Origin of the sequence: Amycolatopsis lexingtonensis (genome assembly GCF_014873755.1) — a bacterium.
Classification (GTDB): Bacteria; Actinomycetota; Actinomycetes; order Mycobacteriales; family Pseudonocardiaceae; genus Amycolatopsis; species Amycolatopsis lexingtonensis.
On record NZ_JADBEG010000001.1, the window covers coordinates 817774 to 829726 of the forward strand.

Below are 11953 nucleotides of genomic sequence, written 5' to 3' on the forward strand. Positions count from 1 at the left end.
GCCCCCGGCGTCAGGCCGGCTCGCCGAACCACTTCCGCAGCGCGGCGTCAAGCCCGGCGATCCCGCCGTCCTCGGCCGCCCAGGCGATGAACCCGTCCGGCCGGAGCAGCACCCCGGTGAGGACCGGCTCGCTGTCGCACTTCGCGGTCAGCACGGTGACGCGGTCGCCCCAGCCGGCCGCCGCCTGCCGCAGACCGGCGTCCTCGGCGAGGTCGAGCAGGAGGGCCTTGCCGTCCTGGAGGTGCTCGCCCAGCCGGGTTCCATCGGCGAAGGCGAAGTCCGGCGCGGCGCGGCCGGTGAGGTCGTGCTCGCCGTCGAGCGGGTACCGGTGCAGCACCCCGGAGAGCTTCTTGGCCAGGTAGGTCGCGCCGTCGTCGGTGCGCAGCAGATCGCCGACGACCTGGCGCAGCGCCTTCGTCCGGACGTCGCTGCGCATCAGCGCGACCTGCGCCCGCGTCCATTCGAGCACCCACTCGCCGATCGGGTGCCGTTCTGTCGTGTAGGTGTCGAGCAGGCCCTCGGGCGCCCAGCCGTGGACGGTCGCGGCGAGCTTCCAGCCGAGGTTGACCGCATCGCCGATGCCCAGGTTCAGCCCCTGCCCGCCGAAGGGGGAGTGGACGTGCGCGGCGTCGCCGGCCAGCAGGACGCGGCCGAGGCGGTAGGTGCTCGCCTGGCGCGCGTTGTCGGTGAAGCGCGTCGCGCTGTGCACCTTGAGCACCCGGACGTCGGCGCCGGACACCCGCCGGAAGCTGTCCTCGAGCTCCTGCGCGGTGACCGGGGCTTCGCGGTCCGCGGGCGGCCCGTCGAACTCGACGGTGAGCATCCGCCCGGGCGTCGGCCCGTGGACGTAGAGCCCGCCGGTGCCGTGCTGCCAGCCCCCGGGCAGCTTGTCGACCCCGCTGAGCTCGGCCATCGCCTGCCGCCCGGTGACGGCGGGGTCGGTCCCGGGGAACTCGAACCCGGCCAGCTTCCGGACCGGGCTGCGACCCCCGTCGCAGCCGACGAGCCAGCTCGCCCGGACGGTTTCGCCGTCGTTCAGCCGCACGTTGACGCCGTCGTCGCCGGCCTCGAACCCGGTCAGCTCGACGCCGCGCCGGATCTCGACCCCCAGTTCGAGAGCGCGCGCGGCGAGAATCGCCTCGACGGCCTGCTGCTGGATGACGACAACGCGCGACGCGGGCCCGACGTCCCGGAAGTCGGGATCTTCGAAGTCGACCCCGTTCGAGGCGACCATGATGCCCGCGAAGTGCCCCACGGGCATGGCCGGTTTCGGTCCGCCCCCACCCCGCGACTTGAGGAACTCCTCGATCCGCGCGGCGTTCTGCCGCACGTTCTCGTCCATGGCGGGCAGCAGCCCCCGCCGGTAGAAGGCTTCGGCCGTCGTCAGGTTCACCGACCCGGCCTTGATCGTCAGATCCGGCTCGGGCAGCCGTTCGACGACGAGCACGTCCACGCCCGCCAGCCGCAGTTCACAGGCCAGCATCAAGCCGACCGGTCCGCCCCCGGAGATCACCACATCCCTGTTCATGGCTCCGATGATGCCCCGAAACTTTTACCGAGTCAAACTTTATGCTGGGTCTATACTCTCGGCTCATGGCGGATCACGGACTGCGCGAGCGCAAGAAGCAGGCAACACGCCAGCTGATCTCGAACGTGGCCACCGGCCTCTTCATCCAGCGCGGCTTCGACCAGGTGACGGTGGCGGAGATCGCCGAAGCGGCGGGCGTGTCGAAGATGACGGTGTTCAACTACTTCCCCCGCAAGGAGGACCTGTTCCTCGACCGCCACGCGGAGCGCCTGGCGGAGTTGACGGCGGTGCTCACCTCCCGCCCGGCGGGGGTGTCGCCGTGCGCGGCTCTGCGCTCGCACCAGCACGCACTGCTGGCTTCGGGGCATCCCCTGTCCGGCGCCATCGCCGGCGGCCCGGGCTTCTGGTGGGTGCTGACCTCGAGCCCGGCGCTGATGGCGCGGTGGTACGAGCAGGAGCGGGAGATCGCTTCGGCGTTCACGGAGGTGTTCGTCGCGGAGACGGGCGACGCTTTCCGCTCCCGGATGGTGGCGGGATTGCTGACGACGGCGATCGCGACGATCTTTTCGCACGCGATGGAGCGGATCATCGCGGGGGAGGACGCGGACGTGGTGCGGCGGGAGCAGGTGGCGTTCATCGACGAGGCGTTCGACCTGGTGGAGAAAGGCGTCGGTGATTTCCCGGGCTAGTACCGGCACACTGTCCTGACGCGCGGAGCGAGCGTCGCGCCGGCGTACGGGAGGTTCCGTGTCCGTCGACAACACCGTCACCGGGACGGTCGGTGCGGTGGTGCAGGCGAACACGATCCGGGGCGGCGTGCACTGGCACGTCGACGCGCCGATCGAACTCCCGAAACCGCGGCAGCTTCCCGCCTCGACACGCGATTTCGTCGGGCGCGCGGCCCAGCTGGACGAGCTGAACAATGTGCTCGTCGAAGACGATCGGCCGGGAACCGTCATCGTCTCCGCGATCGACGGTGCGGCCGGCATCGGCAAAACCACCTTGGCCCTCACCTGGGCACACCAGGCGGCCGACCGCTTTCCGGACGGCCAGTTGTACGTCAACCTGCGCGGTTTCGAGCCCACCGCGGCGCCGATGCCGCCGGAAGAGGCGCTCCGGGGTTTCCTCACCGCGTTTCGCATTCCCGCGGACACCATTCCCGCGGATCTGCAGGCGTTGTCGGCGCTCTACCGCAGCCTGCTGGCCGGGCGGCGGCTCTTGGTCGTGCTGGACAACGCCCGGGACAGCGAACAGGTGAGACCCTTGTTGCCGGGCAGTGACTCGTGCGCGGTCATCGTCACCAGCCGCAACCGGCTCACCGAACTGGTGGTGCGGGACAGCGCGCGGCTCGTCACCCTCGACATGCTCTCCCCGGACGATGCACGCGAGCTCCTCGCGCGGCAGCTCGGCGACGGGCGGGTGGCCGCCGAACCGGAGGCGGTCACCTCCCTGGTCCGGTCCTGCGCCGGATTGCCGCTGGCGCTGACCATCGCCGCCGCGCGCGGCGCCGCGGACCCGCGGTTCCCGCTGACCGTCCTCGCCGACGAACTGCAGGACGAGCAGAGCAGGCTCGACAGCCTGGAGACCGGAGACCCGCGAACCGATCTCGAATCGGTGTTCTCGTGGTCGTACCGGTCCCTGCCGCCGCCGGCGGCCGGGTTGTTCCGCTGCCTGGGTGTCCATGCGGGAGCCGACCTCGGTCTCGAAGCGATCCGGACCCTGACGGACGTGTCGGCCGTGCAGGCGAGGGCGCTGGTTTCGAAGCTGGTGCGGGCGAACCTCGCGGAGCAATACCTGCCGGGCCGGTACCGGATGCACGACCTGCTGCGCCTCTACGCCAGGCGTCTGGCTGTCCCGGATGATTCCGCTGCCTTGGCACGGATGTACGCGTGGTATCGCGACCGCGTGGTCGCCGCGGTTTCGTGGCTCCACCCGGGGTTGGCGGGCGATCGCTGTTTCCCCACCTGCAGCGAAGCCGTCTCCTGGCTCGAAACGGAGTGCGGCAACCTGGTTGCGATCATCCTGGACGAGCGACATTCCGAATTCGCGGTCGAACTGGCTTGTCTGCTCGTCCCTTTCTTTCACGAGCGTCGCAACTTCGACGACTGGTCCCGGACCTTGGTCGCGGCTTTACGCAAGGCCGAAGTTGACCGGAAGGGCATGGTCGGCGTCCATGTGAGCTTCCTGGAAGCTGTGTCGCACACGCATATCAACCTCGGGGACGAGCGACTTGGGGCAGTGTCGGCCGACGACGTGGAGGCCCTCGTGTGGGTCGCGAGGACACACCTCGCGTCAGCGCGCGGTAGTCAGGCGAAGGAAGCCGCGACAACGGCTTTGATCCGGGGACGGGAGAGGGACGATCTGCGCGCTGAAGGCTGGGCCCTGACGGTACTCGCCGACGTATGCACCTATCAGCTGCTGTTCGACGAGACGGCCGATGCCCTCGAACAGGCGTTGGCGATCTGGCGGCGGCTCTCGGATCGCTGGTTCGAAGCTGAGGCGCTGATGCGGAGGGCCAAGGCTGACCGCAAGTGCAGCCAGATCACCCACGCACTCGAATGTCTCGATCGTGCGTATTCGATCTATGATTCCTTCGGCGACTTGGCTGGTAAGGCACAGGCCACCTGCCTTCGTGGCAGCATCGTGGGTCAGTTCGGCGATGCGAGGCAGGCTTACGAATGTCAGGTGCGTGCGCACCGCTTCGCGGTCGACGCGAAAGATCTCCGTTTGGAAGTTCAGGTTCTCGAAGAACTGTGCCTTGCGGCGCGGCGTGGTGGGAAGATCGCGGCGTTCCAGGAACACCACGACCGGTGGGCGGCGGTCGCCGACGCGCTCGGAGACCCCGAAGGTCCGGTGATCGCGTCGACGGAACTCGGTGAGGTGTACTCCAGGCTCGGCGACCACGCGCGCGCGATTTCCTTGCTGTGCGAACAACGTCAGCGAGCCTGCGGTCTTCGCGTCGAAGTCGAAGGACGGACGGTCGGCGCTCTCGGGCGCGCCTACGGTCGACAGGGTCGCTTTGCCGAGGCACTTCGCTGCTTTTCGGAAATTGAAGAGCTGTTCGCGGAACACAGTGAACTCCTCGAGGTCGCACTGCAGGGGCCCATGGACGTCTACTGGCAAGCCGGCCGCCTCGTCGACGCCATCGTTTGCGCAAGGCGTCGTATTGTGCTGAGCCAGGGCAGGAGTGATCCCGGGCGCGAATGCTGGGCCTGGGACGACTTGGGTCTCACTCTTGCTGATTGCGGACGATATCAGGAGGCGATCGCGGTGCACACCCGTGCGCTGGATCTCAGGTCGGCGATGGGCGTGGATTCCTATCGACGAGGCTGGGGATTCGTCCACATCGCATGGGTACACTTCGACGCGGGACGATTCGATGATGCTCTGTTGAACTTCGGCGAAGCACTCTCGGTCCGCCAAAATACGGGAAACCGATTCGGCGTCCACCAGATATTAGGGATGATCGCCGAGGTTCACATCGCGCGGCTCGAATTCGACGCCGCACGGCCTCTTGTCGAACAGGTCATGCGATTACCATCGGTGGTGACCGAGCCTGCAGTAGAGGCTTTGCGGGGATTGCTTCGAAGCTATTCCGCCAGCTACGGGTTCGAGGAGTTCGAGGCTTGCTATCGGCGTGTCCTGCCGGTGGCGCGGTTCCTCGGAGACTCGTATGTGGAATTTGTGATCCGACGACTCGCCGCCAAGGCCAGGCTCAGGGCGGGGCGAAGTGCGGAAGCCCTCGAATTGCTCCGTTGCGGTCTCGACCTCGCTGAGGCAGTGACGGACTTCGCCGCCGCGGCGGAGCTTCGCGCCGAGCTCGTCGTCGCATTGACCGGCCTTCGGCGATTCGCCGAAGCCGAATCTGAGGTGGTGCAGGCGATCCGAGCGGCGCAACTGGTGGAGAGTGAAGCCGATCATGCGAGGTTCCTGAGCCTTTGCGGGCAGATCTACCGGAAACAGGGCCGATACGACGAGGCGCGAAAAGCCTTCGTCGCCGGCGTGGCCATCTGTGACCGCAACGGCCATCCGGCGAAGGCGGAACTCTTGGCCGGGCTGGCCGAGACTTGTCTCGACGCCGGCGATCCGGGAGGTGCGGTCGATGCACAGCGTTCGTGCCTCGAGCTGGACCGTGCGGCGGGTGATGACCGCAGGGTCGCCGTCACCCTTGCCAAGCTGGCCGAAGCTCACGGTGCGGCTGTCGAACGCCGGGCAGCCGGACAATGCCTGGACGAGAGCGTCACCTTGGCGCGTCAGCTGGAGGACCCGCGTGCCGCGGCTACCGCGTTCGGTGTGTGCGCGCGGGCCGCGCAAACCTTGGGGATGTTCGACCAAGCCGAGCGGCACCTTGTCGAGCAGGGGCAACGCAGCAGTGCTGTCTTCGATCTGGCGACCGAGGCGAAGTCGTTCGCGGACCGCGCCGAACACCATCGCCGGGCCGGTCGGCACGCGGCGGCGCGTGAGCTTCATCAGCGGAGCCTGGCGTTGCGGCAGGAGCTCGGAGATCCACTCGGCATCGCCGATCAGCTTCGGAACCTGGGCCTGGTCTCCGTCGAACTCGGCCTGCTCGACGAAGCGGCCGGCTTCCTGACCGAGAGCTACGCCATGGCCAGGGACCTCGGTGATACCGCACGCCTCGCGGACGCCTGTCGGGAATTCGTGGCCTTGCACACTCGCCGAGGCGACGCTCGGCAAGGCGGCCAACTGCTCGCTCGATGTCGATCGCTGTACCAGCGGCTGGGTGACCGGGTGGAACTGGGAAGGCTGCCGGCTCGCGTCGGTGAATCGTGATCACGCCTGCCGATTCAGCGTAGCGATTCCTTCGCGCCCCGGGCCACTGCGTCCGCGACGGTTGCCAGGGCAGGGGAGTCCAGCTTCCACTGCTGCCAGTGCAGCGGTACGTCCTGTGGCCGGTCCGGGGCCAGGTCGACCAACGCGTCGCCGCGGGGGGTGGCCTGGAGTTCCGGCACCATGCCCCAGCCCAAGCCCGCGGCTACGGCGTCGACGAAGGACTCCGAGGCCGGGATGTGGTGGCGGACCAGCGTGAAGCTGCGGCGGCGGGTCAGGCTGCGGAGGAAGCGGTCCTGGAGGTCGTCCTTGCGGTCGAACACGATCACCGGGGCGTTGGGGAGGGCGGCGGGCAGGGGAGCGTCCGACAGCCAGCGCTCGATGAACGCCGGTGACGCCATCGCCCGGTAGCGCATGCGGCCCAGGCGGGTCGACGTGCAGCCCTGGATCGGCTGCGGTGAGGCCGTTACCGCGGCCATCACCAGGCCTTCGCGGAGGAGGGCCGCGGTGTGGTCCTGGTCCTCGCGCTGGAGGTCGAAGCAGATGCCGTCGGGGACTTGGGCGAGGGCCGGGAGGAACCAGGTGGCCAGGGAGTCGGCGTTCACCGCGATCGAGAGGGTGCGGACGGACGTGCCGAGACCCAGTTCGGTGAGGGCGTCGTGCTCCAGCTGGGCCAGGGAGCGGGCGAAGCGGATCAGGACCTGGCCGGACGACGTCAGCTGGATCGGCTTCGTGCGCAGCAGCAGGACCCGGCCGGTGTGTTGCTCCAGAGACTTGATGCGCTGGCTGACCGCCGACGGCGTCACGTGCAGGACCGCCGCCGCGGCGTCGAAGCTTTGCTCGTCCACTACGGCCAGCAGCGTGCGGACCTGGTCGAGCGGGAGGTCTGACATCACGAGCACTAATGTTACGTAAGAATCTTTAGCTGGAGTAATCCAGGAGGACGGTCGTACCGTCAGGGTGTGTTCACACTTCTCCTCGCCGGGTTCGGGACCGGGCTCTCCCTCATCGTCGCCATCGGGTCGCAGAACGCCTTTCTCCTGCAGCAAGGCCTGCGCGGCGGTGCCGTGGCGCCGCTCGTCGTCATTTGCGCCGTCTCCGATCTGGTGCTGATCGGGCTCGGGGTGAGCGGGATCGGGGCCGTGCTCGAGCGGTGGCCCACCGCCATCGGGGTCATTGCCGTCGGGGGTGGGGTGTTCCTGCTCGGCTACGGCTTTCTCGCGGCGCGGCGGGCGTTCCGGCCGTCGGTGATGACGGTGGGGGACGACACGACGCCGCTGCGGAAAGCCGTGCTGGCGTGTGTGGCCTTCACCTGGCTCAATCCGCACGTCTACCTCGACACCGTCCTGCTGCTCGGCTCGGTCGCGGTCGCGCACGGCGATGGGCGGTGGCTGTTCGGGGTGGGCGCGGGGATCGCCAGTGCCGTCTGGTTCAGCGCGCTCGGGTTCGGCGCCAAACGGCTGGCCGGGGTGTTCGCCAAGCCCGTCGCGTGGCGCGTGCTCGACGTCGTGATCGCCGTGACCATGACCGGGCTCGGCGTGAGCATGGTGCTCAGCCGCGTCTAGTTACCAGAGTTGGCCGCGTTCGGACGCCGGCGGACGTTCGAGGTCCAGGAGGAACTCCTTTCGCTTCAAGCCGCCCGCGTACCCCGTCAGCTTGCCGTTCTTGCCGACCACCCGGTGGCACGCGACGAGGATGCTCAGCGGGTTGCGGCCCACCGCCGCGCCGACCTCGTGGGGCAGGCCGCCGACGGCCTGGGCCAGGTCGCCGTACGTCGCCGTGTGGCCGTACGGGATCCGGGCGATCTCGGCCCAGACCGCGCGGTCGAAGGCGGGGCCCTCCGCCCGGGTGGGGACGTCGAAGGTCGTGCGCTGGCCGGCGAAGTACTCCTTCAGCTGGCGGGCGGCTTCGGGGAACGCCGTGTCGTCGCGTGGGCCGAACGTCGTGCGGTCCGGGCGGGTCCAGTGGTTCGGGAAGTACAGGCCCGTCACGACCTCGCCGGTGCCGACGAGGGTCAGGGGGCCGATCGGGGAATCGACTTCGAGGTGCTTCATCAGGTCTCCCAGGTTGTGCCGTCCGGCCGGGTGCCGCGCAGGCCGGGCAGTGCGAAGTCCGCCAGTGCGGCGGTGGTAACTGTCCGGTGTGGACTCCAGGACGTCGAGAGCCGCAGCCGCCGCGCCATGCCGGCCCAGCCCGCCGGGGTCGCGCTGACGACCCAGATGTCCGGGTCCGGGGCGGCGAAGCGACGGGCTTGGCGCAGCCACGACGCCGCCGTTTCCGGCCAGGTCACCGTCGCCAGCACCAGGCCGCCCCACGCCGCGGCGATCCGCTCGCCGTCGGCGCGGGAGACGGGGTCGGCCGCGGTGCCGAGCACGATGTGGCGGGCGGGGCCGATCAAGCGCACGAGCGCCGCCAGTTCGCGGGGTGTCATGCCGCGTCGTGGAAGACCAGGCCGAGGGTGTGACGGCGGCCCGAGCGGACCGCCAAGACGCCGTGGCGGACCGTGGCCGCCGACCAGCCGCGGGCCGAGCGGACCGGACGGTCGCGGGTGGTGAACACCAGGCCGTGGCCCTGCGGGATGAGTGTCGCCGTGCCGCGGGACTGGGCTCGCGGGCGCTGCTCCACCAGGAGGAACTCCCCGCCGGTGTGGTCGGTGCCCGGCTCGTTCAGGTTGATCACCACCTGCAGCGGGAACACCTTGTCGCCGTACAGGTCCCGGTGCAGCGCGTTCCAGCCGCCCGTCTCGTAGCGCAGCAGGATCGGCGTCGGACGCCGCTGCCCAGCCGCGTGGCAGACCGCCAGCCACTCGTCCAATGTGGACGGCCACTCGGCTTCCCGGCCCAGCCGTGCGGACCAGTCCCGGGCGATCGGGAGCAGCCGCGGATAGAGCGCCTGCCGCAGCCGCTGGACCGGCTCCGGGAACGGCGCGGCGAAGTAGTGGTAGTCGCCGTTGTCCCCGAAGCGGTGACGGCGCAGGTTCACCGTCGCCCGGAAATGTGCCGGTTCGTCCCAGAGCGACACCAGTTCCGCGCACTCCGCCGGCGTGAGCAGCTGAGGCAGCAGCGCGCAGCCGTAGTCGTCGACCTCCGCCGCCACCGCGGCCCAGTCGGCTGAGGCGACGCGTTTCTCGAAAGTGCTCATACCTGGTAGACGCTGCGGCGGGGTGAAACGTGAGATCGGAAGTTCAAGCCGCTTCCATCGTGAGCAGCAGCCGCTTCGCTTCCTCGCCGCCGGCGTACTGGCCGTACGAGCCGTCCGAGCGGACCACCCGGTGGCACGGCACCACCACCGGCAGCGGGTTCAGCGCGCACGCCGTGCCGACCGCGCGGACCGCCTTCGGGCTGCCCGCGGCCGCGGCGACCTCGGCGTAGCTTTCCGTGTGGCCGTACGAGATCTCCGGCAGGTGCTCCAGCACGGACAGGCGGAACCCGCGAGCCAGCCGGAAGTCGAGCGCGACGTCGAAGGTGTGCCGCCCGCCGGTGAAGTATTCGTCGAGCTGGCGGACGACCGGGTCGAGGCGGGCCGGGGCGCGGAGGATGCGGGGACTGATGATCGAGGCCAGCTCGGCCAGCACCGCGTCGTGGTCCTGGCGGTCGAACGCCACCTTGACCAGGCCCTGCTTCGTCGCGGCCAGCAGCAGCGAGCCGACCGGGGTGTCGAGGGTGCGGTAGGCGACGTCCAGCAGGCCTTCGCGGTCGGCGGCGGCGGCGAGCTTCTCGTGCATCGGGTTCGGGTCGAGCTCGTAGAGCTCCGGAGCAGTGAAGAAGATGTCCGTCATGAGTGCGCTCCTTCCAAGGGGTACGTGGCGCGCAGCGCCTTGACGCCGTCGGCGGCGGCCCGGCGCGCGGCGTCCGTCGTACCGCCGGTGATCTCCGCGATCTCGCGGTACGGCAGCCCGGCCAGGTAGTGGTAGGCGACGGCGAGGCGTTGCTTGTCCGGCAATCTCGCCAGCGCGTCCCACAGGTCGCCGCCGAACGTCTCCGCGCGGCCCGGCCGGTCCGGGATGTCGCCGACCGGGAGCGGGCGGCGGGCTTGCGCGCGGGTGACGTCGACGGCCTTGCGGTGCGCGATCGTGACGAGCCACGCCTGGACGTTCGCGTCCGTCGGCAGCTCCGGGTACGCCTTGAGCGCCGACAGGAAGGTCTCCGACCAGGCGTCTTCGGCGTCGGCGGGGCCGAGCACGGCCCGGCAGACGCGGAGCACCATCGGCCCGTGCTCGGCCACGATCTGCTCGAACGGTTTCACGATCACACCTTGAAGACGTCCGGGGGCGCCGGAACGTGAGGTCACACCTTCGGGGTACCGCTGACGACGGTCGCGCCCAGCTCGTCGGCGGAGTGCACGGCCGGCGTCAGCCCGGCCGCCGTGAAGACGTCAGCCAGCACGGCTGCCTGCCGTTCGCTCGATTCCACCACCACCGTGCCGCCCGGCGCCAGCCACGCCGGGGCGCCGACAGCGACCCGGCGGGCGAGGTCGAGGCCGTCCGAGCCCCCGTCGAGAGCGACGCGCGGTTCGTGCAGGCGCGCTTCGGGCGGCATGGTCGCGACGGCGTCCGAAGGCACGTAGGGCACGTTCGCCAGCAGGACGTCGACCCGGCCGCGCAGCGACGGCGGCAGGGCGTCGTAGAGATCACCCTGGTGGACGTGCGCGCCGGGCAGGTTCTCCCGGGCACAGGCGACGGCGGCGGGCTCGACGTCCGCCGCGTGCAGCTCACGCGGCCGCCGCGCCGCCGTGAACGCGGCGCCGAGCGCCCCGGAGCCGCAGCACAGGTCGAGCACCACCGGGTCCGGCGGCGCGAGCGAGACGGCGACGTCGACCAGGAACTCCGTGCGGTGCCGCGGCACGAACACCCCGGGCCGCACGCGGACGCGCAGGCCGTGGAACTCCGCCCAGCCGAGCAGGTGTTCCAGCGGCAGCCCGGCGACCCGGCGCGCCACGAGCGACTCGAGCTCGGCGGCCGTCGTGGCGGCGTCGACGAGCAGCGCGGCCTCGTCCTCGGCGAACACACAGCCGGCGGCGCGCAAGCGGGAGATGACGGAAGAAGTGTCCACCGGGGACGGACCCTACCGGACCTCCACCGCGTCCCCGGCGTTCAGGCCGTCGAAGAAGGCCGCCGCGTCGGTGGGGGTGAGGTGGACGCAGCCGTGCGAAGGCGCGTCGAGCGGTCCTGCGTGGAAGGCGATCCCGCCGGCCGCGAAGAACACCGAGTAGGGCATGTCGGTGCCGTAGTCGCCGCTGCGGTGCTCGCGGTCCTTCCACACGACGTGGAACGACCCGGACGGGGTCGCCTGATCGGGCGGGCCGAACCCGGCCGGGACCGGGCCGCGCACCACGTGGCCGTCCCGCAGCAGCCAGGCCAGCCGCTGTGCGAGGCTCACGCACGCCCCGGTCGTGACGGCGCAAGGCGGCGAAGGCGGCGGCGTCGGAGTGGGGGTGGGCGTCCGCACCAGCGGCGCCGGCTCCGCGATCGGGCTCGGCGTCGTCTCGCGGGGCGCCGAACACGCCGCCGTGACCAGCGTCAACCCCAGCAGGGTCAGCACCCCGGTGCCGCGCATCCGCCATCCCCTCGTCGAAGGTCCTCCCGGGAGCAGTACGGGTGAACGGCCCCGAAGGTTGCGCCGGGCGTGCACGCGGGTT

12 protein-coding genes are annotated in these 11953 nt (G+C 70.2%); 3 read left to right on the top strand and 9 right to left on the bottom strand.

Going from position 1 to position 11953, the window contains the following annotated elements; genetic code table 11:
- Positions 1-10: 10 nt before the first annotated feature.
- The gene (locus H4696_RS03870; protein WP_086864841.1) at positions 11-1528 is read right to left on the bottom strand and encodes an FAD-dependent monooxygenase; all 1518 of its coding nucleotides are present in this window, start codon (positions 1526-1528) and stop codon (positions 11-13) included.
- A 65-nt stretch (positions 1529-1593) separates the two neighbouring features.
- Here H4696_RS03870 and H4696_RS03875 point away from each other — a divergent pair, with 65 nt between their 5' ends.
- The gene (locus tag H4696_RS03875; RefSeq protein ID WP_086864842.1) at positions 1594-2217 is read left to right on the top strand and encodes a TetR/AcrR family transcriptional regulator; all 624 of its coding nucleotides are present in this window, start codon (positions 1594-1596) and stop codon (positions 2215-2217) included.
- Positions 2218-2275: 58 nt separating this feature from the next.
- Positions 2276-6319 (top strand): tetratricopeptide repeat protein, encoded by a 4044-nt coding sequence (locus tag H4696_RS03880; RefSeq protein WP_086864843.1) that lies wholly within the window; start codon positions 2276-2278, stop codon positions 6317-6319.
- Between the two features lie 14 nt (positions 6320-6333).
- Here the strand turns inward: H4696_RS03880 and H4696_RS03885 are convergent, their stop codons facing one another.
- Positions 6334-7209 carry a LysR family transcriptional regulator ArgP gene (locus tag H4696_RS03885; protein WP_225956216.1) on the bottom strand — a complete coding sequence of 292 codons (876 nt, stop codon included), beginning with the start codon at positions 7207-7209 and terminating at the stop codon, positions 6334-6336.
- Positions 7210-7278: 69 nt separating this feature from the next.
- Here H4696_RS03885 and H4696_RS03890 point away from each other — a divergent pair, with 69 nt between their 5' ends.
- A complete protein-coding gene (locus tag H4696_RS03890) occupies positions 7279-7881 on the top strand; it encodes a LysE/ArgO family amino acid transporter (protein ID WP_086864844.1) in 603 nt (200 codons plus the stop codon).
- Here the strand turns inward: H4696_RS03890 and H4696_RS03895 are convergent, their stop codons facing one another.
- Genes H4696_RS03895 through H4696_RS03925 form a run of 7 tightly spaced genes read right to left on the bottom strand, consistent with a single transcriptional unit; the run spans position 7882 to position 11871 of the window.
- Complete coding sequence (locus H4696_RS03895) at positions 7882-8370, bottom strand: methylated-DNA--[protein]-cysteine S-methyltransferase (RefSeq protein ID WP_086864845.1); 489 nt, start codon at positions 8368-8370, stop codon at positions 7882-7884. It abuts the gene before it with no gap.
- Positions 8370-8747 (bottom strand): hypothetical protein, encoded by a 378-nt coding sequence (locus H4696_RS03900; RefSeq protein WP_086864846.1) that lies wholly within the window; start codon positions 8745-8747, stop codon positions 8370-8372. The genes H4696_RS03895 and H4696_RS03900 overlap by 1 nt, the downstream gene beginning before the upstream one ends.
- Positions 8744-9457, bottom strand: a complete 714-nt coding sequence (locus tag H4696_RS03905; protein ID WP_086864847.1) for a 2OG-Fe(II) oxygenase — start codon at positions 9455-9457, stop codon at positions 8744-8746. Before H4696_RS03905 ends, H4696_RS03900 begins: the two co-directional genes overlap by 4 nt.
- 43 nt (positions 9458-9500) lie before the next feature.
- The gene (locus H4696_RS03910; RefSeq protein ID WP_086864848.1) at positions 9501-10094 is read right to left on the bottom strand and encodes a methylated-DNA--[protein]-cysteine S-methyltransferase; all 594 of its coding nucleotides are present in this window, start codon (positions 10092-10094) and stop codon (positions 9501-9503) included.
- Entirely contained in the window at positions 10091-10567 is a 477-nt protein-coding gene (locus H4696_RS03915) for an RNA polymerase sigma factor (RefSeq protein ID WP_086864849.1), read from the bottom strand. The genes H4696_RS03910 and H4696_RS03915 overlap by 4 nt, the downstream gene beginning before the upstream one ends.
- Before the next feature lie 35 nt (positions 10568-10602).
- Positions 10603-11367, bottom strand: coding sequence for a putative protein N(5)-glutamine methyltransferase (locus H4696_RS03920; protein WP_086864850.1), 765 nt, complete (start codon positions 11365-11367; stop codon positions 10603-10605).
- A 12-nt stretch (positions 11368-11379) separates the two neighbouring features.
- Positions 11380-11871, bottom strand: coding sequence for a L,D-transpeptidase (locus H4696_RS03925; RefSeq protein WP_086865393.1), 492 nt, complete (start codon positions 11869-11871; stop codon positions 11380-11382).
- Between the last annotated feature and the right edge of the window lie 82 nt (positions 11872-11953).

What these genes read in the sequence shown, in the direction of transcription:
- H4696_RS03870 (WP_086864841.1), bottom strand. Translation starts at nt 1,528, where the DNA reads ATGAACAGGGATGTGGTGATCTCCGGGGGCGGACCGGTCGGCTTGATG.
- H4696_RS03875 (WP_086864842.1), top strand. Translation starts at nt 1,594, where the DNA reads ATGGCGGATCACGGACTGCGCGAGCGCAAGAAGCAGGCAACACGCCAG.
- H4696_RS03885 (WP_225956216.1), bottom strand. Translation starts at nt 7,209, where the DNA reads ATGTCAGACCTCCCGCTCGACCAGGTCCGCACGCTGCTGGCCGTAGTG.
- H4696_RS03895 (WP_086864845.1), bottom strand. Translation starts at nt 8,370, where the DNA reads ATGAAGCACCTCGAAGTCGATTCCCCGATCGGCCCCCTGACCCTCGTC.
- H4696_RS03900 (WP_086864846.1), bottom strand. Translation starts at nt 8,747, where the DNA reads ATGACACCCCGCGAACTGGCGGCGCTCGTGCGCTTGATCGGCCCCGCC.
- H4696_RS03905 (WP_086864847.1), bottom strand. Translation starts at nt 9,457, where the DNA reads ATGAGCACTTTCGAGAAACGCGTCGCCTCAGCCGACTGGGCCGCGGTG.
- H4696_RS03910 (WP_086864848.1), bottom strand. Translation starts at nt 10,094, where the DNA reads ATGACGGACATCTTCTTCACTGCTCCGGAGCTCTACGAGCTCGACCCG.
- H4696_RS03925 (WP_086865393.1), bottom strand. Translation starts at nt 11,871, where the DNA reads ATGCGCGGCACCGGGGTGCTGACCCTGCTGGGGTTGACGCTGGTCACG.